Here is a 25,420-nt window from a genome sequence, read left to right as displayed (position 1 = left end):
TTCCTCTAAATTTATCCTATTTTTAGGTTGTGTTGAGAGGGGCTGGGATTGAGAATCAAGATGAAAGGAGAGGTATGGATCGAAAATCTAAACGTTCAAAAAAAGCGAATGCTAAGGTGAGAAAATTTGATAATCGGTGGATTACTAGACGACTTTATTTGTTATTCAGTATAGTCTGTACCCTCTTTTTGATTTTAATTGCTCGACTAGGGTATATGCAGATTACTCATCAAGGCTTTTATACGCAAAAATTAGCAAAAGCCACAAAAAAACATTTAACAAGGGGAAGTCTCCGGGGACAGATTTATGATGCTTCTGGTCAGCCACTGGTAGAGAATGTCGATAAGAAGGTCTTATCCTTTACGCGTAGCAATAAGTTTACTGCAGAAGAGATGCGTCAAACAGCACAGCTTCTCCTAAATTACGTAAGCGTGTCAAACCCTCAAGTCAGTAAGCGTCAAGAAATCGACTTTTATCTCGCAAACACCGAAGTCTATAAAGAAGTAGTGGACAAACTGCCCAAGGAGGAACGCATCGACACGGATGGCAACCCACTTCCAGAAGCGAAAATCTACCAGTATGCGGTGGACAGTATTGATCCAGCCAAATTGGGCTATACGGAAGAAGAAAAGAAAGCCATCTATCTCTTCAGCCAAATGAATGCGGTTGAAAACTTTGCCAGTGCTACGATTGTGACGGATCCGATGTCCGACGAGCAAGTAACGACGGTCAAAGATCATTTGAAAGAATTTCCAGGATTTGAAGTGATCACGAGTTGGGATCGAAAAGTGGTTGATAGTCCTTTGGCTTCCATCGTTGGTAGTGTGTCGACAGAGCAAGCCGGTCTTCCAGCTGAAGATGTGGACGATTATTTGGAAAAAGGCTATGCCTTAAATGATCGCGTCGGAACCTCTTATTTAGAAAAACAATATGAGTCTGTCCTCCAAGGAGAACGGGTTGAAAAAGAAATCCATTTGGACAAGAATGGCAATGTTGAAAAAATCAAAACTCTCTCAAAAGGAAGCAAGGGAAACAATATCAAGCTTTCCATTGATTTGGATTTCCAAAGAGGAGTGGAAGACATCTTGAAGAAGTCTTTCCAGGCAGAATTAGCTGCTGGGAATGCGACCTACTCAGAAGGGGTCTATGCTGTTGCCTTGGATCCAAAAACGGGTAAAATCCTTGCGATGGCGGGGATGAAGCATGAAGCTGGTTCGCAAGATCTTACTCCCGATGCTTTAGGAACAGTGACCAATGTCTTTGTTCCAGGGTCGGTTGTTAAAGCAGCTACTTTGACAGCAGGATGGGAAAATGGGGTGATTTCTGGTAACCAAGTCCTATTGGATCAACCAATCTCCTTTTCTGGTTCAGCTCCAATCACTTCGTGGTTCACCCAGTTTGGAAGCCAAGAAATCAATGCGGTGCAAGCGTTGGAATATTCTTCCAACACCTATATGGTGCAGATTGCACTTGATTTGATGGGGCAACCCTATCAGCCCAATATGACCTTAAAGACTGACCAATTGGATCCTGCTATGAACAAATTGCGTTCGACCTTTGCCTCCTATGGTCTAGGAACAGAAACAGGGATTGACCTTCCGAATGAATCAACGGGCTATGTTCCCAAAGAGTTCACGATTGGCAATTACCTAACAGACGCCTTTGGTCAGTTTGATAACTATACCCCTATGCAGTTGGCTCAATATGTTGCAACTATTGCCAATGATGGGAAACGCGTGGCTCCCCATCTGGTCCAAGGGATCTATGAAAATGATGCCAAGGGAGGTTTGGGACCTCTGAAAGAAGAAATTGCAACAAAAGAACTCAACCAAGTGGCTCTGACACCTGAAAATCTAGCCATCATCAAACAAGGTTTTTATCAGGTGGTATATGGAACCAGTGGCTTAACAACTGGTAAAACCATCGGAGAAGGTGCAGCGGTTCCAATCAGTGCAAAGACCGGGACTGCGGAAACGTTTGTAAATGGTGGGACCCCTGCTGTAAACACCAATGTTATCGCCTATGCTCCCTCTGAAAATCCTCAGATTGCAGTGGCAGTCGTCTTCCCTCACAACACCAATCTCCAAGCGACTGTTAGTCACAGTATTACCAGAGAGATTATCAATCTCTACCAGCAAAAACATCCTATGAATTAGAAAGGAAGCTATGCTCTATCCAACACCTATCGCAAAATTAATTGAAAGTTATTCGAAGCTCCCTGGTATTGGGATCAAGACAGCAACTCGTCTGGCCTTTTATACTATTGGAATGAGTGATGACGATGTCAATGAGTTTGCTAAAAATCTCTTGTCAGCAAAGCGGGAATTAAGCTATTGTTCCATCTGCGGGAACCTGACAGATGAAGAAGAGTGTGCCATTTGTCGAGATGAGACACGCGATCCATCGATCATCTTAGTAGTGGAAGATAGTCGAGATGTGTCGGCTATGGAAAATATTCAGGAGTACCACGGTCGCTACCATGTCCTTCATGGCTTGATTTCGCCCATGAATGGGGTTGGACCGGATGATATTAACCTCAAATCCTTGATCACACGATTAATGGATCATGAGGTCCAAGAAGTCATTGTGGCGACCAATGCAACAGCAGATGGTGAAGCAACTTCTATGTATATCTCACGCGTCCTCAAACCAGCTGGTATCAAAGTGACCCGTTTGGCACGTGGATTAGCTGTCGGAGCAGATATCGAGTATGCGGACGAAGTCACTCTTCTTCGAGCTATTGAAAATCGAACCGAGTTATAAGCGGTTACAGAAACTGGAGGAAAGCCTCCGGTTTTTTTGTTTTTTAGGTGTTCTCTCTCGTTTTCTTTCTTTTTAAAGTGTGGTATACTAGAGGGACGAACTCGTATGTGAGGAGTGCTTCTGACAAGTCAATTAGGAAGCACAAAATTAAAAAAAGGATTAGGACCAAACAATGGCAAAAGAAAAAATTGTACTTCTTTATGGTGGCCGTAGCGCAGAGCGCGAAGTGTCTGTGCTTTCAGCTGAAAGCGTCATGCGGGCGATTAATTATGACAAGTATTCTGTTGAGACCTATTTCATTACTCAGGCGGGAGACTTCATCAAGACTCAAACTTTTGAAGAGAAACCTGCTGAAACAGAACGCTTGATGACCAATGAAACCATTGATTGGGACGCTAAAGTAACTCCGAGCAGCATCTACCAAGAAGGAGCGGTTGTCTTTCCAGTCCTTCATGGACCAATGGGAGAAGATGGATCGGTTCAAGGTTTCCTAGAAGTATTGAAACTCCCTTATGTGGGATGTGATATCCTTTCTTCTAGTGTGGCGATGGACAAGATTACCACCAAACGGGTCCTAGAATCTGCAGGGATTCCACAAGTTCCTTATGTGGCTGTCCTTGAAGGAGATGACCTAGAGGCTAAGATTGCCTTAATCGAAAAGGAATTGACCTATCCGGTCTTTACCAAGCCTTCTAATATGGGTTCTAGTGTTGGGATTTCAAAAGCAGAGAACCAAGCAGAACTTCGTCAGTCTTTGGAATTGGCCTTTAAATACGATAGCCGTGTTTTGGTTGAGCAAGGTGTCGTAGCCCGCGAAATCGAAGTGGGATTGTTAGGCAACTACGATGTCAAGAGCACTCTCCCTGGTGAAGTGGTCAAAGATGTAGCCTTCTATGACTACGAAGCCAAATACATCGATAATAAGATTACGATGGCGATTCCAGCTGAAATTCCTGCAGAAGTTGCTACGACCATGCGTCAGAATGCAGAACTAGCCTTCCGTGCCATTGGTGGCAAAGGTCTCTCCCGTTGTGATTTCTTCTACACAGAGGATGGGGGCATCTACTTGAATGAACTCAATACCATGCCTGGCTTTACCCAATGGTCTATGTATCCTTTACTTTGGGATAACATGGGCTTGGCCTATCCTGATTTAATCGAGCGCTTGGTAGAATTAGCCAAAGAAACCTTTGAAAAGCGTGAAGCGCACTTACTTTAAGAAACTGTTCCTAGCGGGAGTGGGAGATGAAGTCAACTCATAGAGGAGTCGCTTTTCTTCCTGCTCCCACTTTTTAGAGGAGAATACCATGAATGTAACCTTGCACGAAGTGGCTCGTGTCCTGGCTGTTCGCAATGATATCAGTCAATTTGAAGATTTTGATTTACAGAAGCCAGAATTTGATAGTCGTCTTATTGGTCCGGGGGATCTTTTTGTCCCTCTCAAGGGGGCGTGTGATGGGCATGATTTTATTGAAACCGCCTTTGAAAATGGGGCTGTAGCGACCTTGTCTGAAAAAGAAGTAGAAGGCCACCCGTATTTGTTGGTAGATGATGTTCTAGGGGCCTTTCAAAAATTAGCACAATATGTTTTGGAGAAGAGTCAAGTAGATGTCTTGGCGGTCACCGGCTCAAACGGTAAGACAACGACCAAAGATATGTTAGCTCAGTTATTATCTACTACTTATAAAACCTATAAAACACAAGGGAACTACAATAACGAGATTGGCCTTCCTTACACGGTTCTCCATATGCCAGAAGGAACAGAGAAGCTTGTCCTTGAAATGGGACAGGACCATCTGGGAGATATTCATCTCCTCTCAGAAATTGCCCATCCAAAAGCAGCAATCGTGACCCTCATTGGGGAAGCTCACCTGGAGTTTTTCAAAGATCGCACAGAAATCGCTAAAGGGAAATTGCAAATTGCGGACGGGATGCCAGCTGGTGGCTTGCTTCTAGTACCGGCCGATCCGATTGTAGAGGATTTTTTACCCAACCAACAAGAGCTTGTGCGCTTTGGTGAAGGAGCAGATATTAGCATTACCAAATTGGACGAGCGCAAGGACAGCCTGACCTTTGAAGCGAATTTTTTAGAAGAAGCCATTGATCTTCCAGTAACAGGAAAATACAATGCGACCAATGCCATGATCGCTGCCTATGTTGCCTTAAAAGAAGGGGTGAGCGAAGAGGCTATCCATGCAAGCTTTAAAGGCCTAGAGCTAACTAAGAACCGTACAGAATGGAAGAAGGCAAGTAACGGAGCGGATATCCTATCCGATGTCTACAATGCCAATCCGACGGCCATGCGCCTGATTTTAGAAACCTTCTCGACCATTCCTGCCAATCCAAATGGTCGCAAGCTAGCGGTCTTGGCAGATATGAAAGAACTAGGGGAGCAATCCATTGATCTGCACAACCAAATGATTCTCAGTCTGTCACCGGATGTCTTGGATACCGTTATTTTCTATGGCCAAGACATTACGGGCTTAGCTCAGTTAGCGAGTCAGATGTTCCCACTCGGACATGTCTATTATTTCAAAAAGACCGCTGAGGAAGACCAGTTTGAGGACTTGGTCAAACAAGTCAAGGAAAGCTTAAAAGAGCAGGACCAAATCCTCATCAAGGGAAGCAATTCCATGAATCTAGCCAAATTGGTAGAGGAGTTGGAGAATGGCGAGTAATAATGTACTGAAGAACATTCAGCGCTTGATTTCAATCACTAATACAGGCTTAGCGTTCTCAAAAGATCCATTTGATCAAGAGCGCTATCAGGATATTCGTGCCATTTTACAGGATCTTGTGAGAGAAGCGACTGATTTGAATCCACAAGAATTATCGGATTTGTTTCGCCCGACAGACCATTACGACACTCCCTTGATTGATGTAAGGGCCTAGATTGTCAAAGATGACAAACTTTGTTTAGTGAAAGGTCAGGGAGAAGAGACCTGGGCTTTGCCGGGTGGCTTTGGTGAGGTTGGCTATTCTCCTAAAGAAAATATTTTAAAGGAAGTCCAAGAAGAAACGGGCTATTTAGCACGTGTCAATCGCTTGTTGGCAGTATTTGATACCAATCGCTACCAATTGCAAAGTCGCCAATATGTGAAATTGGTATTTGAATGTGAATTGCTGGATGGAAGTTTTCAACAGAATCAGGAAATTTCCGACCTTGCCTTTTTTGAGAGAGAAAAAATACCTGCTCTTTCTACCAAGCGCAATACAGAAGAACAATTGAACTTCCTTTGGGAGGTTTATGATGGGAAACGAGATTTGTATTGTGATTAAAAACGATTTATAAATTAAAGGGATATAAAATGACACTTTGGGATTTATTGTTTACGAACCAAAAATCAGCCCCGCCTGAGTTTGGGCTCTGGTATTTCATTCTGCCAGCTTCTTTGTTGGTGGTTGGTTACTTTTCCATCAGATATGCGCAGTCCAAAAGCTACCAACGCTTTTGGTATTGGGCACAGTTGATACAAGTCTTGGCCATCAATGCTTGGTATATTCTTGCCCACATGCCTTTGACGGATAATTTGCCTTTTTATCATTGCCGCTTGGCCATGTTGGTGATTCTCTTTGCCCCTAAAGGGACCTATATCAAGCAATATTTTGCTCTCTTGGGAGTTTTAGGATCGATTGCGGCCTTGGTGTATCCGGCCTTTGATCCTTTCCCATTCCCTCATATCACTGTGTTGAATCTAATTTTTAGCCACTGGGCCTTGCTTGCCAATAGTTTGATTTACCTACAGGATCATTATCAATCTGAAAAACAAGACGGTTTGAGAATTTTCAAGATCACCTTTGGCATGAATGCTTTGATTTTCTTGGTCAACCTTTTGACGAAAGGGGATTATGGCTTCTTACGGCGTCCACCAATCATTGGGGACCACGGTGCACTTTTGAACTACCTTTTGGTTAGCTTTGTGATGGTAGCTGGAATTTTCTTGGTCAACCAACGGTATAAGTACAAATACAAGATGGTTGAAGAGACTGTTATTTCCCGATCAGAATAGAAAATAGATGTGAAGGGGGAAGGAAGACATGACGCTTTGGGATTTGTTTTTTACCAGTCAACCAACAGCCCCTCCTCAATTGGGGGCTTGGTATTTCTTGTTGCCGACCTCATTGGTAGTGGTGGTCCTTCTATCTATTCGATTTGCCTCTTCCAAAGGCTATCAAACCTTTTGGTATTGGGGTCAATTGATCCAGTTGCTGATGATCAACGTTTGGTATATTGCAGCACATTTGCCTTTTTCAGAGAGCCTGCCCTTCTATCATAGTCGGATGGCCATGTGGATTATTCTCTTGGCTCCCAAGGGAAGCTTCAAGCAATATTTTGCTCTTGTTGGCGTCTTTGGCTCCATCATGGCCTTGGTTCATCCTGTCTTTTATCCCTATCCTTTTCCTCATGTATCCTCAATCAACAATGTTTTTGGCCACTGGGCCCTCTTGGCCAATTGCTTGATTTATCTGGTTCAATCCTACCAGGTGGAAGAAAGAGATGCTTGGAAAATCTGTCAGATGACTTTTGGGGTCAATGCTATTATTCAGCTGGCTAATCTCGTAACGGGTGGAAATTACGGATTTATGCGTCGTCCTCCTGTAATTGGCAATCATGGGCTCGTGCTCAACTATTTGATCGTGACGATCCTGATGACAGGAACCCTTATCCTGATCAATGCTATCGTTAAGTCCAGTAAGAAAAGAAAAAGAACATCTGAATCCATTTAATAAGGAGATCCTATGCATCATTTTTTTACAACTGAATCCACTGCACCACCTGTTATCCCGCTCCTTTGGTATGGGGTCATGGTTCTTTTAATTGTAATGGCAGTTTGGGCTTCATTACGTTACTATCAAAATGAACAATTTCGGAAGATCTTTCGAAACTTACAAATTTTCCAATTGATCTGTCTCTATATCTGGTATTTTGCTTTTCAGCTTCCCTGGTCCAATAGTTTACCCTTGTACCATTGTCGTTTGGCCATGTTTGCTGTCTTGCTGTTGCCAGACCGATGGAAGAGCAAGCAGTTTTTTGCCTTGATGGGAGTGAGTGGAGCGATCTTTGCCTTGGGCTATCCAGTCTTTGATCCCTACACCTTCCCTCATATTACAAGCTTTTCTTTCCTCCTCGGGCATTACTGTCTCTTGGTCAATTCCTTGATTTATCTCTTGAGATGCTATGATTCGAGCCTCTTAAAAAATCGAGAGATTGTTCTTTATACCTTTGTCCTAGATCTGTTTCTAGTCGGCGTCAATCAAGTCACTGGAGGGAATTATGGACTCATGGCCCGGCCACCGATTATCAAAGGGGACAGCCTCTTGGTGAATTACGTCGTGGTCTCCAGTATCTTAGCAGCAGCCTTGCTTCTCTTTAATGTATTTTTCAGTCGTAGACTTGCTAGAGAAAGAGTTGTTCGATAAAAAGAAAAAGGAGGGTGGGACAATCAGTCTCAGCCTTCTTTTAGTTAATAGGAGTTTGAAATGAAGAGGTTTTTATTAGTCCTTGCTATCTTGTGTGGCTTATTTTGTACGGTTAGTCCGGCTCAGGCAGATGATGAAGTTCGTTATTCGATTGAGTCCTATGTGGGACACCTCCACTTGCGGGAAGATAACCAGGCGACATTCACACAAGAGATTAGCTATGTTTTTTCAACAGGCTACAATGGGCAGTATGTAACTTTAGGGAGTGTAGATCCCCTTCCCAAAGGATTCAAAATCCATGAAAATCCTCAAGTTGAAGCCTATGTGGATGGTGAAAAACGAGAGATCCGTGTAGAAGAATCGGATCTCGGGGATGGACGTCTATTAAAAATCTACAATTCAAGAATCGTTGGGGGCAAAGTTACCATCAAGGTCGTATGGAAGATTGATCATATTCTAGAATTGTATTCCGATATAGCCGAGCTCAATTGGTTCCCTATTTCAGATGGGGATGAGGACATCGCGAAATTAGATTTTTATGTGGATGGCTTGGATGTCAATGAGGGAGAGTTGTATGCTCATACCGGTTATTTTAATCCACCAGCCCAGATTGAACGGACTGCGACTGGCTATCACATTCAGTTAAGGAACTTCCCAAAGAATGGAAAATTGGAACTCCACGCCTATTGGCCCATGACAGAAGCTCTGCGTCGAGGCCAATCTAATGAGATTAAAAAAGAAAAGGGAAAGGATACATTTCTAAAAAAAGAAAAATCCATTCAACAAAAAACAGTCATCTACAAGACACTATTTCTCAGAGTCATTCCAATTGTATCCATTCTTTTATTTGTCCTAGCTTTCATTCCCTGGATCCGCTATATGATCAGTACCAGAACTCGTCGGATTTCAAAAGGTGTACGATTATACGAACCACCACAGAATTTGCCACCCTTTGTCCTAGCGAAGGCTTTGTATCAACTTGATTTTGAACAGATGGTGATATATAGAGAGAAAGGACCATTAACAGTTAACCATCTCATACAAGCAAGCATTTTGGATCTCATTGATCGTGGAAATCTTCGTTTGACTAGAGATAACAATGGGGGAACCTTGACCTGTCTTCACCATGAAGGCTTGGCTGATTTTGAATTACAGTTTATTGACATGCTTTTTAATCAAGAAACTGAAATCAGGATTAGCGAGGTATTCTCAAAGTATAAAATTAATCAGGCAGCCCTTAAAAAGGATTTTCGAGCTGCAACATCAGACACACAAAGAGACCGTATTCGAAAGGTCGGAAGTGATGTTCGATCGCTTTTACAAAAGGATGCCCAGCAATTGTCAAAAGGTGTAGAAAAGGAAATTGCGAAATTAGGTCTGCCCTCTTATTTTAGAGACTTATCTGAGACGGAAGCAGCTTTTTCAAAAACAGGCTGTGCCTTACACTTTTGGCTCTTACTGATCTTAGTTGTGAGCATGTGTTTCTTATCTTTTGGATTTGGTTCACACCTCTCTTCATACTATTTTTGGATCATTTTATGTCTGGTTTTGTTATTGATTCCATTTTATATTGTTGTGAAACGTCGCGAAGATCATCTACAATCCTTGGAGAACTTGGATTCACAATTCCAATGGATGGCCTTTCGAAATATGATTGAAAGTATTCCAAATTTCAACCAAGCAGAACTTGAAAGTGTCGTCCTATGGAATCGTATCTTAGTCTACGCAACTATGTATGGTCAAGCTAAAAAAGTGAGTCAGGTACTCCAAAATCATCAGATTCCCTTGCCATATGAAGACTGGGATGCTCTTGTTTGGCTCACATCCTCTCCAAATTCCTTCCTAGATGGCTCTACCTTAATGAGCTATGCAGCTGATTCCTATAGTGTTTCAAACTTCTCTATTAACTCCTCAGATGGCAGTGGTGGCTTTGACGGCGGTGGTTTCTCTGATGGAGGTGGTGGTGGAGGATTTGGGGCCTTCTAATAGCACTTGTTTCTTAATGAAGTCTGGGATGTAGAACAAATACAGTTCTCACTCAGGCTTTTTAATTTGTAAATACACTGATGATTGAAAAAAGGCTCTATTTCCGCTATAATAGGTTAGTTAAGGTAAAAGGAGAGAACCAATGTAGAAGGATCCTACTTACTAAAAAATATGCTTTTAAAAAATAACTGAGGATGAAAAAATGACAATAACTGACGAAATTAAAAAACGCCGTACCTTTGCCATTATCTCCCACCCGGATGCTGGTAAAACGACGATTACAGAGCAGTTGCTCTACTTTGGGGGAGAGATTCGGGAAGCTGGTACTGTAAAAGGAAAGAAAACAGGAAACTTTGCTAAGTCTGACTGGATGGATATCGAGAAGCAACGTGGGATTTCGGTAACCTCATCTGTGATGCAGTTTGACTACGATGGCAAACGGGTAAACATCCTAGACACTCCAGGGCACGAGGACTTCTCTGAAGATACTTATCGGACTTTGATGGCGGTGGATGCTGCGGTCATGGTAGTGGACTCTGCCAAGGGGATTGAGGCCCAAACCAAGAAATTGTTTGAGGTTGTCAAACACCGCGGGATTCCTGTCTTTACCTTTATGAACAAGCTGGACCGTGACGGTCGTGAACCACTGGACCTCTTGCAAGAATTGGAAGAAGTATTAGGAATTGCGAGTTACCCAATGAACTGGCCGATTGGGATGGGGAAGGCCTTTGAAGGACTCTATGACCTCTATAACCAACGTTTGGAACTCTACAAAGGGGATGAACGCTTTGCTAGTCTAGAAGATGGAGACAAGCTCTTTGCCAACAACCCCTTCTATGAGCAAGTAAAAGATGATATCGAACTCTTGCAAGAAGCTGGAAATGACTTTTCAGAAGAAGCGATTTTAGCTGGTGAATTAACTCCTGTCTTCTTTGGTTCAGCTTTGACTAACTTTGGGGTGCAGACTTTCTTGGAAACCTTCCTCAAGTTTGCTCCGGAGCCACACGGCCACAAGAAGACAGATGGTGAAATTGTCGATCCTTATGACAAGGATTTCTCAGGATTTGTCTTTAAAATCCAGGCCAACATGGACCCTCGTCACCGTGACCGGATTGCCTTTGTCCGTATTGTATCGGGTGAATTTGAACGCGGGATGAGTGTTAACCTCCCTCGTACTGGTAAGGGTGCTAAGCTATCAAATGTCACTCAGTTTATGGCGGAGAGTCGTGAAAATGTGACCAATGCCGTAGCGGGAGATATCATCGGGGTATACGATACTGGTACTTATCAGGTTGGGGATACGCTGACTGTTGGAAAAAACAAGTTCGAATTTGAACCACTGCCAACCTTTACCCCTGAAATCTTCATGAAGGTATCTGCTAAGAATGTCATGAAGCAAAAATCCTTCCACAAGGGAATCGAGCAATTGGTGCAAGAAGGAGCCATCCAGCTTTATACCAACTACCAAACAGGTGAATACATGCTTGGAGCTGTTGGTCAATTGCAGTTTGAGGTCTTTAAACACCGAATGGAAAATGAGTACAATGCAGAAGTCGTTATGAGTCCAATGGGTAAAAAGACCGTTCGCTGGATCAAACCTGAAGATCTGGATGAGCGCATGTCTTCAAGCCGAAATATCTTGGCCAAAGACCGCTTTGACCAGCCTGTCTTCCTCTTTGAAAACGACTTTGCCCTCCGTTGGTTTGCGGACAAATATCCAGATGTTGAACTAGAGGAAAAGATGTAACTCAGCACCAACAATTGGAACTAAAGTCCCTAATTGTTGGACGCTAGCCACTATTATGTGGGCTAGCTAACTGTCTTTCAGATTACTTTGGGATAGTAAAAAAACCAGTTCAAGCGAGCTGGTTTTGTGATATCGACAAATTTTCTTTTTTCATAAAAACCAAGTGGTTGTTCAATAAATAAAAATAATTCTATATTTTTTGTGTTTTTAAAGCAAGGACTGAAACTTTCCGCTGTGAAAAAAGTTCTAGAAACAATAGTGTTTCTAGAACTCGGGAGTTTTGAAACCTTAGGTTCAAAACTAAGTCATGGAACTTCGTAGAAGTTCGCTGACGTCCGTTCTCACATAAGGAAAGTTTATAAGAATATTTCTTAATGTTCTGTAATAAGGAGTCTTCCCAAAAATTCTTGTAGGATAAAGAAGACAATGAGGCTGGCAATAGTCTCGCCTAAGAAGGACGAGCTATTTACAATTAGAGAGTAGAGGTAGGCACTTTGGCCTGCCGGTGCATAGCTTCCCCAGAAGATAACACCTGCTATGTAGTGGATTGTGTATCGTGCGAACCCTCCTAAGACGATTCCAACAGTAATATAAGTGAGTGTCTGAACTCGTTTCTTATCTCTGATAGCCTTGTCAAGCGTAGGTTTGACAATTCCACTCAGTCCAATCAAGCTGAAGGCTACAAAGTATTCTAAGAAACCTTGGATTGGAGTCAACCAACCACCAGCTGCTTCCCCAGTTACGACTTGCAGCAACCCCCAGATGAATCCACCCATGGCACCAGCCTTAACGCCCCAGCGGAAACTAAGGAGAAAGATGGGAACCATCTTAAAAGATAGAGAAATCCAAGGACCTAAGGACATGGGTTGAGTAACCAAATCCAAAATATAAGCAATGGTCGCTAAAAGAGCAACCTCAATCATTGGTCGAATCGTAGTTTTCGACATAAAAAAACCTCCTATACCAATCATTTTGATTGGCTCATTTGTTGCCACATCAAAACGTTGTCATAGAAGTTCTCTATTTCATTCTGTTTTGAGACACATCCCTACGCAGGTCCTAACCTGATCAGGTGGTAAGAGTTTAGGCCAGCAACGAACACCTCTGGTATCCAAGTTAGCCAATCTCAGCAATTGCTCCTCTTGTGACTCTCTCATTATACTATCAAAAAAACGTTTCCGCAACTTTTTAACTCGTAAAAAATATGGTATAGTTATTAAGATAGAAAATGCACAAGTTGTGGAGGAAAAAATCATGGGTATTTTTGCAGGTTTGATGGGCAATGCTTCTCAAAAAGACGTCGATAAGGTTGAAAAAGATTTAGGGGATATCCTGGTTCCAGGTGAGCAAGTAACACTGGCTTTTAGTTTGATTCGTGACTTGATTGTCTTTACGGAGTACCGTCTGATTTTGGTGGACAAGCAAGGAATGACAGGGAAGAAAACATCTTATAAATCCCTCCCCTATCGTTCCATTTCACGGTTTTCAGTAGAAACATCTGGTCATTTTGATTTGGATGCAGAATTAAAAATTTGGGTTTCATCAGCTGTAGAGCCATCAGAAACACTTCAATTTAAGAGTGATAATAGTGTTATCGAGATCCAGCAGGCCTTGGCAGCAGCTGTATTGCGTTGATCAGTGAATGAGGACAGGACTCATCTAGCGATTTCGGGTGATCGGTAGGAGTACTGGTAGATAAGGTAAAGAGGAAACGAAATGTTCGTTGAAAAAAAGTTAGGAGATGGTCGGAGTTGGATTAATATTGATTCTGACTTGATTACGGAAACATCCCAGTTGTACCAAAAGTATGGTATTGATCAAGAAACCATTGAATATGCACTGGATAAAAATGAACGTGCCCACATGGATTACAACCGTGAAAATGGAACTGTGACTTTTATCTATAATGTATTGGATATGGAAAAGGAAAAGGAATATTACGAAACCATTCCGATGACTTTCATTGTCCAGGGGCCACGTCTTGTGACTATTAGTAACCGAGACAACGCCTATATTATTGTACAAATGGAACGCTATGTTGATGCTCATGAAAGTTTATCCACCTTTAAACTCTTGTTTGCGGGGCTTGAGATGATTAGTAATGCTTATTATCCGATTATTGAGCGTCTAGATAAGCACAAGGATGAGATTACTCGTCTCTTAAGAAAAACAACAACTAGTAAGAACCTTTATGCTCTTTCTGATGTGGAAACAGGTATGGTCTATCTAGCATCCGCTGCCAAGCAAAATCGCATGCTTCTGGAACATATCAAGGCTCACCTAATCTACCGCCAATTTGATGATGTGGAAAAAGAACAATTTGATGATGCCATGATTGAGGCCAGACAGTTGGTATATATGACGGAGTTGAACTCTCAGGTCTTGCAGCAATTGTCTAGCTCTTACAATAACATCCTAAATAACAATTTGAATGATAATTTGACCACCTTGACCATCCTAGAAGCTCTGTTAGCGGTCTTAGCAGTTGTCACTGGTTTCTTTGGAATGAATGTTCCATTGCCGTTTACAAATGATCCCAATGCCTGGATTTATATTTCGGTCTCTAGCCTCGTCTTGTGGTTGATTTTATCACGAATCTTGCGCTGGATTGCCCATAAACGATAAAAAAAAGAGAGGTAGGGAAGAAATTCCTTACCTCTTTCGTATCTTGGCTATTTCAGAAAATCCTTCATTTTTAACTCTGCCTCCCCTAAGAAGAAGAGGCAGTTTTGATACAAGTGATCGACTGTACAAAATCTTCTTGGAAATAGTAGGAGTAGATTTAAAAGTACTGAGTGGATTATAAACAATTTATAATTGGATTGAATCGTTGAATCAGTTAAATGAATGAAGCATTTTAATGATACTGAAATAACCTAGATACTAGAATCATTATACATATTTTCATATTAAAAATCAAGGAAACAATCCCAAAATAAAAGGGGATTTATTGTGAGTGAAAATTTTTAGAAAGCCTATTGTAACGCTGTTTTTATGAGGTGCTTCAAAGTAAAGAAGAGACTTCACAGTCTTTTATATTATCGCAAATTTAAAAAATAAATTATACTAATTATCCAAAGGTGGAAAGAGCTTTTTTGAAAGGGGTTACGCAATAAAAACCTTTTAACCTGTTTCGTTTTACTATCTTTTAACCCTAGTCTATGGTATACTAGATAGGTTGCAAAGAAAGCAGTACTTTTCTTTAGTGGAAAAGAAGCAACACGGTCTTTCATAAAAACTGAAAGTACGTCATGACAAGAAAAGTATAAACTAAGCGCTATAGGATGGCTTCGCACCATCTTTAGAAAGAAGAATAACGTGAAATTTAATGAATTTAATCTTTCTGCCGATTTGTTAGCAGAAATTGAAAAAGCAGGTTTTGTAGAAGCAAGTCCTATCCAAGAGCAAACTATTCCTTTGGCTCTTGAGGGAAAAGATGTTATCGGTCAAGCACAGACTGGTACAGGGAAAACTGCAGCCTTTGGCTTGCCAACTCTTGAAAAAATTCGTACAGAAGAAGCAACTATCCAAGCTTTAGTAATTGCCCCAACTCGTGAACTGGCTGTTCAAAGTCAGGAAGAACTCTTCCGCTTTGGCCGTAGTAAAGGTGTGAAAGTCCGTTCAGTATACGGTGGTTCAAGTATTGAAAAACAAATCAAGGCTCTTAAATCAGGGGCTCACATCGTTGTAGGAACACCGGGACGTTTACTTGACTTGATTAAACGCAAGGCTTTAAAATTACATAATATTGAAACCTTGATTTTAGATGAAGCAGATGAAATGCTGAACATGGGATTCCTTGAAGATATTGAAGATATCATCTCTCGTGTACCAGAAAATCGTCAAACCTTGCTCTTTTCAGCGACTATGCCAGATGCTATCAAACGTATTGGTGTTCAGTTCATGAAAGAACCTGAGCATGTGAAGATTGCTGCCAAAGAATTAACAACAGAACTGGTAGACCAGTACTATATCCGGGTTAAAGAACAAGAAAAATTCGACACCATGACTCGTCTTATGGATGTTGATCAACCTGAGTTGTCAATCGTTTTTGGTCGTACCAAACGTCGTGTAGACGAGTTAACTCGTGGGCTGAAGATCCGTGGTTTCCGTGCAGAAGGGATTCATGGGGATTTGGACCAAAACAAACGTCTTCGTGTTCTTCGCGATTTTAAAAATGGCAACCTTGATGTTCTCGTTGCAACAGATGTGGCTGCTCGTGGTTTGGATATTTCAGGTGTGACTCATGTCTACAACTACGATATCCCACAAGACCCTGAGAGTTATGTCCACCGTATTGGTCGTACAGGACGTGCAGGTAAGTCAGGTCAGTCTATTACCTTCGTTTCACCTAATGAAATGGGTTATCTCCAGATCATCGAGAACTTGACTAAGAAACGCATGAAAGGTCTCAAACCTGCAAGTGCAGAAGAAGCCTTTCAAGCTAAGAAGCAGGTAGCACTGAAGAAAATTGAACGTGATTTTGCGAATGAGGAGATTCGTAGCAACTTTGAGAAGTTTGGCAAGGATGCTCGTCAATTAGCCTCAGAATTCAGTCCTGAAGAATTGGCCATGTATATCCTCAGCTTAACTGTTCAAGACCCAGATAGTCTTCCTGAGGTTGAGATTGCACGTGAAAAACCGTTACCATTTAAACCATCTGGTGGTGGCTTTGGTGGCAAAGGTAAGGGTGGTCGAGGAGGCCGTCGTGGGGATGACCGTCGAGATCGTGATCGCCGTGGCAATGGTCGTCGTGATGACTATCGTAAAGGTGGACGTTCAAAAGATCGCTTTGATAAAGAGAAGCGTTACCGTAAGGATAATAAAAAACCACGCAATACTTCAAGCGAGAAGAAAACAGGCTTTGTGATTCGGAACAAAGGAGATAAATAAAACATACAAGGGTAAACACATGTTTACCCTTGTATATTTATAAGGAGACCGAAATTCGTAAACAAAACGTTTGCTATCACTCTGTGATAGCGCTATCAATTCTGTTAACATATTAAGAATACAACTTTTTATAAGTCCTGTCAACAGATTTGCTAAAAAAAATCTACTTTTTTTAAAAAGATGAACAAAAAATAAATTTTTTCTACAAAAATGACCAACAAAATAAGTGATTAATATAGAAAAAAATCGATAAAATGTTTGTTTCTTATTGAAAATGTTCACTATTATAGTATAATGAAAGCAGAAATAGGAAAGTAGGACGTCATATGAAAGAGAGTAGACACGTAGCAATCTTACAAGAGTTGGATAAAAATGAAGTAGTCTCTGTTAAGGATCTGAGCGATCTCTTAGGTGTAACCGATATGACAATTCGACGGGATTTGATGGACTTAGAAGAACAAGGCTTGTTGGTTCGTGTTCATGGAGGAGCCCATCGAAAAATCAAAGATAGTCTGGCAGAAGTTTCCCATACAGAAAAGAACATGTTGAACGTGGAAGAGAAAAGGGAGATTGCTCAAAAATGTGCGGCTTTGATCGATGAAGGTGATACAATTTTTATTGGAGCAGGGACCACTACAGATTTTATTGGCGATTATCTTGATGGGAAACATGTCAGTATTGTCACCAATTCCTTGCCGATTTTTGAAAAATTAAAAGACCAACCGAATTGTGATATCATTTTAGTTGGCGGACGCTATAGGGTCAAGACACAGACCTTTGTAGGACAGTTTGCAAATAAGCTCTTAAAGGAAATAAAAGTTTCAAAAGCCTTTATCGGAGTAAATGGGATTGATGGCCATACAGCCATGACCGCAAACGAAGAAGAAGGAAATGGCAATAAAATTATTCTTAACAATGCCATTGAAAAGTATATAGTAGCAGATAATAGTAAGTTTGATAGCTATTCTTTCTATGCCTTTTACCGTTTAGATGATTTAAATGCAGTGATTACCGATCATTCTATCTCTAAAAAGGTGCGAGAAAAATACAATTCCTATACAAAAATTTTGTAAAAATTAGAAAAGAAACAGCTAAACGGCCAGGATTCAAGCAGATCCTGGTCTTTTTTCATATCCTTTCATAGGGTAGGGCCTACAAAATAAATCTATAAAAAATAAACAAAAAAGAACAAAAAATTACATATTGTAATTGACAGCGCATTCATATAGTGATATACTTATCGTGTAAATAAAAAAAGGTAAAAGTGGAAGGGGTGAAAAGATGGGATTAAATCAACTGTTTAATCGGGAATTAGTCTTTTGCCTAGATGTTGCGAATCAAGAAGAATTGTTTGACCAGGTTGCAACTTTATTGGAAGAACGTCAGATTGTGACAGATTCTTATCGAGTTGCATTAAAAGAAAGAGAGAAATCGTTCCCTACAGGCTTAGATATGGAATTTCTAGGAAAGGATTTGCCAAATGTGGCCATTCCTCACACGGATATCATCCATAACCTGACAGAGAATATTGTAGTCGTTCGATTAAAAAATCCGGTAACCTTCCACAATATGATCGCGCCTGATAAGGAAGTAGAAGTTTCGCTTTTATTCTTCATCATTAACAATTCTAGTTCCAGCCAAACAAACATTTTGGCACATTTGATGGATTTCTTTACAACAAATGAAAATCTTGAAAATATGTCGAAATTGGAAGATGAAGAAGACTTATATCGCTATATCACAGAAGCGATTGCTTAATAGTAACAATTAAATATATTTATAATGGAGGTCATTCAAATGATTAAAATTTTAGCTGCCTGTGGTGCAGGGGTTAACTCAAGCCACCAAATCAAAAGCGCTCTAGAAGAAGAGCTTTCAAACCGTGGATATGATGTACAATGTGATGCGGTAATGGTAAAAGATGTCAATGAAGACTTGATTAAAGGCTATGATATCTTCACGCCAATCGCTGCAACAGACCTTGGTTTTGACCCTGGTATTCCAGTAGTTGAAGCTGGTCCAATCTTGTTCCGTATTCCAGCTATGAGCGCTCCAGTATATGACAATATCGAAGCAACCATCAAAGAACACGGCTTAAGCTAATTTGTTCATCTGTATTTTGTAAGCGGTTCCTATGTCAGGGGTTGCTGATATTCATAATTTTGTAAAATATAAAAATATAAATCGGGAGGATTTATTATGAATGGCATTATCGATTTTGCCAATAAGTTTTTCAAACCCATTCTAGATATGGGTGCACCGATCATCATGTTGATCGTCTTGACTTTATTGGCTCTCTTGTTTGGAGTGAAATTCTCCAAAGCGCTTGAAGGTGGTATTAAACTTGCCATCGCCCTTACAGGTATCGGTGCAATCATCGGTATGTTGAATGGAGCTTTCTCAGCGTCTCTTGCAAAATTCGTTGAGAACACTGGTATTCAATTGAATATCACAGACGTTGGTTGGGCACCACTTGCTACCATCACTTGGGGGTCTGCCTGGACACTTTACTTCTTGCTAGTTATGTTGGTTGTCAACATTGTCATGCTTGCAATGAAGAAAACAGATACACTTGATGTCGATATCTTTGATATCTGGCACTTGTCTATCACAGGTCTTTTGATTAAATGGTATGCGGATAAAAATGGAGTTAGCGCAGGAGTTTCCCTCTTAGTTGCAACTCTAGCAGTAGTCCTCGTAGGGATTATGAAGATCATCAACTCAGACTTGATGAAACCAACATTTGATGACTTGTTGAATGCGCCTAGCTCTTCACCAATGACATCAACTCACATGAACTACATGATGAACCCAATCATCATGGTTTTGGATAAAATCTTTGACAAATTCTTCCCAGGTCTTGACAAATACGACTTTGACGCAGCTAAATTGAACAAGAAAATTGGTTTCTGGGGATCTAAATTCTTCATCGGTTTCCTTCTTGGTATCGTCATCGGTATCATGGGTACTCCACAACCAGTTGCTAATGTTGAGGATGCTAAAACTTGGGAATTGGTTATTAAAGGTTGGTTGAGCCTTGGTTTGACTGCCGGTGTCTGCTTGGAATTGTTCTCATTGATCGGTTCTTGGTTTATCGCAGCGGTAGAACCATTGTCACAAGGTATTACAAACGTTGCTACTAAACGTCTTCAAGGACGTAAATTCAATATCGGTTTGGACTGGCCATTTATCGCTGGTCGTGCTGAAATCTGGGCTTGTGCAAACGTACTTGCACCAATCATGTTGATCGAAGCAGTGCTTCTTTCTAAAGTCGGAAATGGTATCTTGCCACTTGCAGGGATCATCGCTATGGGTGTGACTCCAGCCTTGTTGGTTGTAACACGTGGTAAATTGATCCGTATGATCGTGTTTGGAACACTCTTATTGCCACTCTTCCTTCTTTCAGGTACTCTTATCGCACCATTCGCTACTGAATTGGCGAAAAGTGTAAAAGCCTTTCCAGAAGGAGTTGACAAAGCTCAATTGATTACTCACTCAACTCTTGAAGGACCTGTTGAAAAATTGCTCGGTTGGACAATCGGTAATGCAACAACTGGTGATATTAAATTGATCATTGGTGTGGTTGCCTTCTTAGCATTCTACGTTGGAATCTTTGCATGGTACAGAAAACAAATGATCAAACGTAACGAAGCATACGCAGCAAATGCAAAATAATCTGCTCCTAAATATGTAACTTGATAAAACTAGGGTATCAATTTTCCAGATATGGAGGGGTAGCCTAGTTTTTTCTCTAAAATAACATGCTAAGGAGTGAAATATGAGGATAGCTTTAAAAAATAATGATCTGGAAGTTTGTTTCAAGGAGTTAGGTGGTGAGCTGGCCTCTATCAAGGATCAGGATGGTATCGAGTATCTTTGGCAGGGTGATGCTCAGTATTGGAGTGGTCAAGCCCCAGTTCTCTTTCCTATCTGTGGTTCGGTTCGAAATGATACGACCTTGTATCGTCCTCAAGGTGTTGGGAAGATCCCTCGCCACGGGCTAGTTCGCAAGAAAAACTTTGAGCTGGTAGAGCAAACAGAAGATCGGGTGACTTTTGGGATAGAAGATACGGAAGAAATGTATCAGCAATATCCCTATCATTTCAGATTAGAAATTTCCTATCAATTGCTAGGTAAGAAGATTCAAGTTACCTATCGGGTTTACCATCTTGGTGATGAAGGAGTCATGCCGTTTTTTGTTGGTGGCCATCCAGGATTTAATTGTCCGTTAATGGCAGATGAAGGATTTGAAGATTACTACCTGGAATTCGAACAAGAAGAGACCTGTAGTATTCCAAAATCCTATCCGGAGACAGGCTTGTTAAACGTCTTTGATCGGACGCCTTTCTTACAGCAAGAAAAAATCTTGAATCTCAATTACGACCTCTTCCAAAAGGATGCCATTACCTTGGATTGTTTACAATCAAGAAGTGTGACACTCCGTTCTAGAAAGCACGAAAAGGGGATAATTGTCCATTTTCCAGATTTTTCAAACTTGATTATCTGGACAACACCAAATAAAGGACCTTTTATCGCTTTAGAACCTTGGTCTGGTTTATCCACTTCCCTTGAAGAGAGTGATTATCTAGAATATAAAAAACAAGTTCGACTCTTACTAGCAGGTCAAGTAGCAGAACTTGGATTTGAAATCGAAATTTTATAGAAAATAATGTTGTTGAATATAGAAGTTTCTATATTTGATTGAAAAATGAATGAATTGAAGGAGCATAATATGTCAGTTATTATTGGTGCGGATGCAGCAGGTATTCGCTTAAAAGAAGTAGTCAAAGAATATTTGGAAGCAGAAGGTTTCCAAGTCGTGGACGTGACAGAAGAAGGACAAGATTTTGTCGATGTGACCTTAGCTGTTGCAAAAGAAGTGAAACAAGCAGAAGATAATCTGGGTATTGTTATTGACGCTTACGGAGCTGGTCCATTTATGGTCGCAACTAAAATTAAAGGAATGGTTGCCGCAGAGGTTTCAGATGAGCGTTCCGCTTACATGACTCGCGGTCACAACAATTCTCGTATGATCACCATGGGGGCTCAAATCGTGGGTGATCAATTGGCCAAAAATATTGCCAAAGGTTTTGTAAACGGTAAGTATGACGGCGGTCGCCACCAAATCCGTGTCGATATGCTTAACAAGATGTGCTAAGGGGAGGAGTAAACGAATGAAAATTGCAATTGGATGTGACCATATTGTCACAAATGAAAAAATGGCTGTTTCTGAATTTTTGAAATCAAAAGGCTATGAAGTCCTTGACTTCGGAACCTATGACCATGCGCGCACCCACTACCCAATTTTTGGGAAAAAAGTCGGAGAAGCAGTAGCTAGTGGTCAAGCAGACCTTGGAGTATGTATTTGTGGAACTGGTGTTGGGATTAACAACGCGGTTAACAAGGTCCCTGGAATCCGTTCAGCTTTGGTCCGTGATATGACAACTGCACTTTATGCCAAAGAAGAACTCAATGCCAACGTCATTGGTTTTGGTGGGAAAGTAACTGGTGAGTTGCTCATGTGTGATATCATTGAAGCCTTCATTCATGCAGAATACAAACCAAGTGAAGAAAATAAGAAATTGATTGCCAAGATTCAACATTTGGAAACTCATAATGATCACCAAGAGGATGCAGACTTCTTTACAGAATTCCTTGAAAAATGGGATCGTGGGGAATACCACGACTAAGAGGTGAAGATATGATCTTAACTGTCACCTTGAATCCTTCCATTGATATTTCTTATCCCTTGGAAGAATTAAAGTTGGATACTGTGAATCGTGTGTCGGAAGTTTCTAAGACTGCTGGTGGGAAAGGATTAAATGTCACCCGTGTCTTAGCTGAGAGTGGTGAAACAGTTGGAGCAACAGGTTTTGTTGGGGGGACCAATGGTCAATTCATCAAGACCCATCTTCCACGAGATGTCCAATCCTTCTTCTATGATATTCTTGGAGATACACGGAACTGTATCGCTATCTTGCATGAAGGTAATCAAACAGAAATCTTAGAAGCGGGCCCAGAAATTATCCGGACAGAAGCTTTGGGATTCCTTCACCATTTTAAACTCCTCATGCCGACAGCAGATGTAATTGCTATTTCGGGAAGCCTTCCTACAGGTCTACCAGTGGACTATTATGCGAGCTTAATTGAGATTGCAGGAGAAGCAGGACGTAAGGTCGTACTTGATTCATCAGGAAAATCTTTAGAAGCGGTTCTTCACTCACCATTCAAACCAACGGTGATTAAACCCAATCGCGAAGAATTATCTCAACTCTTAGGACGGGATGTTTCAGCGGATTTTGAGGACTTAAAAGAAGTTTTGAAAGACCCATTGTTCGAAGGAATCGAATGGATTATCGTCTCCTTAGGTGGAGATGGTGCTTTTGCCAAACACGGAGATGTCTTCTATAAAGTGGACATTCCAAAAATTGAAGTGGTCAATCCAGTAGGATCTGGAGATTCGACCGTGGCTGGGATCTCTGCTGCCCTCAGTAGTGGAAAAGATGACGCGGCCCTCTTGACTCATGCTATGGTCTTAGGGATTCTAAATGCCCAAGAAAAGATGACAGGGCATGTCAATATGGCCCACTATGATGATTTGTATCAACAGATAAATGTAAAAGAGGTATAAGATGGTATTAACAGAACAAAAACGCAACTATTTAGAAAAATTGAGCACCAAAGAGGGTGTAATTTCAGCCTTGGCCTTTGACCAACGTGGCGCTTTGAAACGCCTCATGGCTCAATATCAAGATACAGAACCAACAGTGGCTCAAATGGAAGAGTTGAAGGTCTTGGTGGCTGAAGAATTGACACCATTCGCATCTTCTATGCTCTTGGACCCTGAGTATGGACTTCCAGCGACCAAGGTTTTGGATGCGGAAGCAGGGCTCTTGTTGGCTTATGAAAAAACAGGCTACGACACTTCAAGCACCAAGCGTCTACCAGACTGCCTCAACCTTTGGTCAGCTAAACGCATCAAAGAGCAAGGTGCAGATGCAGTGAAATTCTTGCTCTACTATGATGTGGATAGTGCAGAAGAACTCAACCAAGAAAAACAAGCTTACATCGAACGCATCGGTTCAGAATGTGCGGCAGAAGAAATTCCATTCTTCCTTGAAATCTTGGCTTACGATGAAACCATCGCTGATGCAGGTTCTGTCGAATACGCTAAAGTGAAACCTCGCAAAGTCATCGAAGCTATGAAAGTCTTCTCAGACCCCCGCTTTAACATCGATGTCTTGAAAGTAGAAGTTCCTGTCAACGTCAAATACGTAGAAGGCTTTGGTGATGGTGAAATCGTGCACAGTCGTGAAGAAGCGGCAGCCTTCTTTAAAGAACAAGAAGAAGCAACCAAGCTTCCATACATCTACTTGAGTGCAGGTGTTTCTGCTAAACTCTTCCAAGAAACTTTAGTCTTTGCCCATGAAGCAGGAGCAAACTTTAATGGAGTTCTCTGCGGCCGTGCAACTTGGGCTGGATCTGTAGAAGCCTACATCAAGAATGGGGAAGAAGCAGCTCGTGAATGGTTGCGTACCGAAGGTCGTCGCAATATTGAAGAGCTCAACCAAGTCTTGGACCAAGTCGCAACTTCTTGGAAAGAGCGTATTTAATTCCTTTGTTCCTAACGTATCAAATAGTCTTTCTAGAAACCTCTAGAAGGACTATTTTTGTTTGTATAAAGGAAGCATCTCGGACTTTCATCAAAAATTGGTTCTCAATGTTCATAAATCTGATTAAGCTTTTTGTCACTATTCAAATGGCTTCTGATTTGTAAGGTTTTATGTGATAATTTCACATTAAATTCGAAAATCAGAGTGTTTTACAGTATAATAGTTTTATTAGAATGAAGGAGTTGGCGTATGGAAAGGATTGTATATAGAGAAGCGAGACTAGACGAGTACAAGATGATTGGAAAAGTCTGTGCTGATGCTTTTATGAATTATCCATTTTTAACCGTCATTAAAGAAGATTTAAAAAAGCCGGAATACTTTCCAGCATTTATTGAACTATTGCATACCTTGTTAGTCAAGCTCTACATCAAAGGAGAAACTTGCTTAGTTGCTGAACGAGATGGAGAAATCATAGCAGTGGGACTCTTGCAACAAAAAGATTTCTCGATGATTTCTTATCTACTAAATGGAATTTTCAAGTTATTTCGATATATCACACCGTTGAATTTACTGAAATACTTAGATCTCGTAGAACGTTCAGAACAGCATTTGAAAAAGTCCGGAAACTTCGACTGGTATTTAATGATGTTTGCAGTGAGCCCAACTGTTCAGGGGCAAGGGGTTGGCAGTCATTTCCTCCAAAATGGGATTGAACCTTATATTAAGGAAAAAGGATGTAAACGTTTGGGCTTGATTACGAGTACGGAACAAAATGTATTTTTCTATAAGAAGAATGAATTCGTCTTATTAGATTCCATGGTGCTAGACTATGGAAACCAAAGCGTTGGAAATTGGGCTTTTTTAAAGACCCTTGATGACGAATCTTAGATGTTTAAAAAAAGGAGCTCTTAGGAGCTCCTTTCAGAACGTAGACAAACGTCATTTTTGGCGTTTGTCTTTTTGTTGTATTTTTAAAATTATTTGCTTTATCATCTGT

Annotated in this window: 23 protein-coding genes, 1 pseudogene and 1 riboswitch; of the genes and pseudogenes, 23 read left to right on the top strand and 1 reads right to left on the bottom strand. The window is 41.1% G+C overall.

Annotated elements, in window-relative coordinates; all coding sequences use genetic code 11:
• Positions 1-74: 74 nt before the first annotated feature.
• The 10 genes and pseudogenes from pbp2b (at position 75) to ABT997_RS06990 (ending at position 11,917) form a co-directional block, all read left to right on the top strand.
• Complete coding sequence (pbp2b, locus tag ABT997_RS07035) at positions 75-2,156, top strand: penicillin-binding protein PBP2B (RefSeq protein ID WP_350019048.1); 2,082 nt, start codon at positions 75-77, stop codon at positions 2,154-2,156.
• A gap of 10 nt (positions 2,157-2,166) precedes the next feature.
• Complete coding sequence (gene recR / locus ABT997_RS07030; RefSeq protein ID WP_117745019.1) at positions 2,167-2,763, top strand: recombination mediator RecR; 597 nt, start codon at positions 2,167-2,169, stop codon at positions 2,761-2,763.
• Positions 2,764-2,935: 172 nt separating this feature from the next.
• Positions 2,936-3,982: a D-alanine--D-alanine ligase gene (locus ABT997_RS07025; protein WP_350019047.1), complete on the top strand. Its 1,047-nt coding sequence runs from the start codon at positions 2,936-2,938 to the stop codon at positions 3,980-3,982.
• 88 nt (positions 3,983-4,070) lie between these two features.
• Positions 4,071-5,441, top strand: a complete 1,371-nt coding sequence (locus ABT997_RS07020) for a UDP-N-acetylmuramoyl-tripeptide--D-alanyl-D-alanine ligase (RefSeq protein WP_350019046.1) — start codon at positions 4,071-4,073, stop codon at positions 5,439-5,441.
• Positions 5,431-6,042, top strand: a pseudogene (locus ABT997_RS07015) (NUDIX hydrolase). Before ABT997_RS07020 ends, ABT997_RS07015 begins: the two are co-directional and overlap by 11 nt.
• Positions 6,043-6,071: 29 nt before the next feature.
• Positions 6,072-6,773 (top strand): YwaF family protein, encoded by a 702-nt coding sequence (locus ABT997_RS07010; RefSeq protein ID WP_350019045.1) that lies wholly within the window; start codon positions 6,072-6,074, stop codon positions 6,771-6,773.
• A gap of 28 nt (positions 6,774-6,801) precedes the next feature.
• Complete coding sequence (locus ABT997_RS07005) at positions 6,802-7,491, top strand: YwaF family protein (protein ID WP_006596689.1); 690 nt, start codon at positions 6,802-6,804, stop codon at positions 7,489-7,491.
• 12 nt (positions 7,492-7,503) lie between these two features.
• The gene (locus ABT997_RS07000) at positions 7,504-8,184 is read left to right on the top strand and encodes a YwaF family protein (RefSeq protein WP_006596688.1); all 681 of its coding nucleotides are present in this window, start codon (positions 7,504-7,506) and stop codon (positions 8,182-8,184) included.
• Positions 8,185-8,244: 60 nt separating this feature from the next.
• Positions 8,245-10,170 (top strand): DUF2207 domain-containing protein, encoded by a 1,926-nt coding sequence (locus ABT997_RS06995; RefSeq protein ID WP_006596687.1) that lies wholly within the window; start codon positions 8,245-8,247, stop codon positions 10,168-10,170.
• Between the two features lie 202 nt (positions 10,171-10,372).
• Positions 10,373-11,917: a peptide chain release factor 3 gene (locus ABT997_RS06990; RefSeq protein WP_129268754.1), complete on the top strand. Its 1,545-nt coding sequence runs from the start codon at positions 10,373-10,375 to the stop codon at positions 11,915-11,917.
• 371 nt (positions 11,918-12,288) lie between these two features.
• Here the strand turns inward: ABT997_RS06990 and thiT are convergent, their stop codons facing one another.
• Positions 12,289-12,864 carry an energy-coupled thiamine transporter ThiT gene (thiT, locus tag ABT997_RS06985; protein WP_350019044.1) on the bottom strand — a complete coding sequence of 192 codons (576 nt, stop codon included), beginning with the start codon at positions 12,862-12,864 and terminating at the stop codon, positions 12,289-12,291.
• 81 nt (positions 12,865-12,945) lie between these two features.
• Positions 12,946-13,070: riboswitch (TPP riboswitch) on the bottom strand.
• Between the two features lie 101 nt (positions 13,071-13,171).
• Between thiT and ABT997_RS06980 the strand changes: the two genes are divergently transcribed.
• The 13 genes from ABT997_RS06980 (at position 13,172) to ABT997_RS06920 (ending at position 25,311) form a co-directional block, all read left to right on the top strand.
• Positions 13,172-13,552 (top strand): PH domain-containing protein, encoded by a 381-nt coding sequence (locus tag ABT997_RS06980; RefSeq protein ID WP_006596927.1) that lies wholly within the window; start codon positions 13,172-13,174, stop codon positions 13,550-13,552.
• 81 nt (positions 13,553-13,633) lie between these two features.
• Positions 13,634-14,542, top strand: a complete 909-nt coding sequence (locus ABT997_RS06975; RefSeq protein WP_350019043.1) for a magnesium transporter CorA family protein — start codon at positions 13,634-13,636, stop codon at positions 14,540-14,542.
• Between the two features lie 693 nt (positions 14,543-15,235).
• Positions 15,236-16,810 (top strand): degradosome RNA helicase CshA, encoded by a 1,575-nt coding sequence (cshA, locus tag ABT997_RS06970; protein ID WP_314369955.1) that lies wholly within the window; start codon positions 15,236-15,238, stop codon positions 16,808-16,810.
• A 326-nt stretch (positions 16,811-17,136) separates the two neighbouring features.
• Entirely contained in the window at positions 17,137-17,883 is a 747-nt protein-coding gene (locus tag ABT997_RS06965) for a DeoR/GlpR family DNA-binding transcription regulator (protein WP_126403976.1), read from the top strand.
• A gap of 208 nt (positions 17,884-18,091) precedes the next feature.
• On the top strand, positions 18,092-18,568 hold the full coding sequence (locus ABT997_RS06960; protein ID WP_350019042.1) for a PTS sugar transporter subunit IIA: 477 nt from the start codon (positions 18,092-18,094) through the stop codon (positions 18,566-18,568).
• A 39-nt stretch (positions 18,569-18,607) separates the two neighbouring features.
• On the top strand, positions 18,608-18,913 hold the full coding sequence (locus ABT997_RS06955) for a PTS sugar transporter subunit IIB (RefSeq protein WP_006596935.1): 306 nt from the start codon (positions 18,608-18,610) through the stop codon (positions 18,911-18,913).
• A 96-nt stretch (positions 18,914-19,009) separates the two neighbouring features.
• On the top strand, positions 19,010-20,485 hold the full coding sequence (locus ABT997_RS06950) for a PTS transporter subunit IIC (protein ID WP_314369961.1): 1,476 nt from the start codon (positions 19,010-19,012) through the stop codon (positions 20,483-20,485).
• A gap of 103 nt (positions 20,486-20,588) precedes the next feature.
• Positions 20,589-21,473: an aldose 1-epimerase family protein gene (locus ABT997_RS06945; protein ID WP_350019041.1), complete on the top strand. Its 885-nt coding sequence runs from the start codon at positions 20,589-20,591 to the stop codon at positions 21,471-21,473.
• Positions 21,474-21,542: 69 nt separating this feature from the next.
• The gene (gene lacA, locus ABT997_RS06940; protein ID WP_023026584.1) at positions 21,543-21,968 is read left to right on the top strand and encodes a galactose-6-phosphate isomerase subunit LacA; all 426 of its coding nucleotides are present in this window, start codon (positions 21,543-21,545) and stop codon (positions 21,966-21,968) included.
• Positions 21,969-21,984: 16 nt separating this feature from the next.
• Positions 21,985-22,500, top strand: a complete 516-nt coding sequence (gene lacB / locus ABT997_RS06935) for a galactose-6-phosphate isomerase subunit LacB (RefSeq protein WP_023026585.1) — start codon at positions 21,985-21,987, stop codon at positions 22,498-22,500.
• A gap of 11 nt (positions 22,501-22,511) precedes the next feature.
• Positions 22,512-23,441 carry a tagatose-6-phosphate kinase gene (locus ABT997_RS06930; protein ID WP_350019040.1) on the top strand — a complete coding sequence of 310 codons (930 nt, stop codon included), beginning with the start codon at positions 22,512-22,514 and terminating at the stop codon, positions 23,439-23,441.
• Between the two features lies 1 nt (position 23,442).
• Entirely contained in the window at positions 23,443-24,423 is a 981-nt protein-coding gene (lacD, locus tag ABT997_RS06925; RefSeq protein WP_126403981.1) for a tagatose-bisphosphate aldolase, read from the top strand.
• 249 nt (positions 24,424-24,672) lie between these two features.
• Entirely contained in the window at positions 24,673-25,311 is a 639-nt protein-coding gene (locus ABT997_RS06920; protein ID WP_350019039.1) for a GNAT family N-acetyltransferase, read from the top strand.
• Positions 25,312-25,420: the final 109 nt, after the last annotated feature.

The sequence above is a fragment of the Streptococcus australis genome, from assembly GCF_040226615.1.
GTDB lineage: Bacteria > Bacillota > Bacilli > Lactobacillales > Streptococcaceae > Streptococcus > Streptococcus australis_E.
This window is presented reverse-complemented; position numbering and strand designations above follow the sequence as displayed.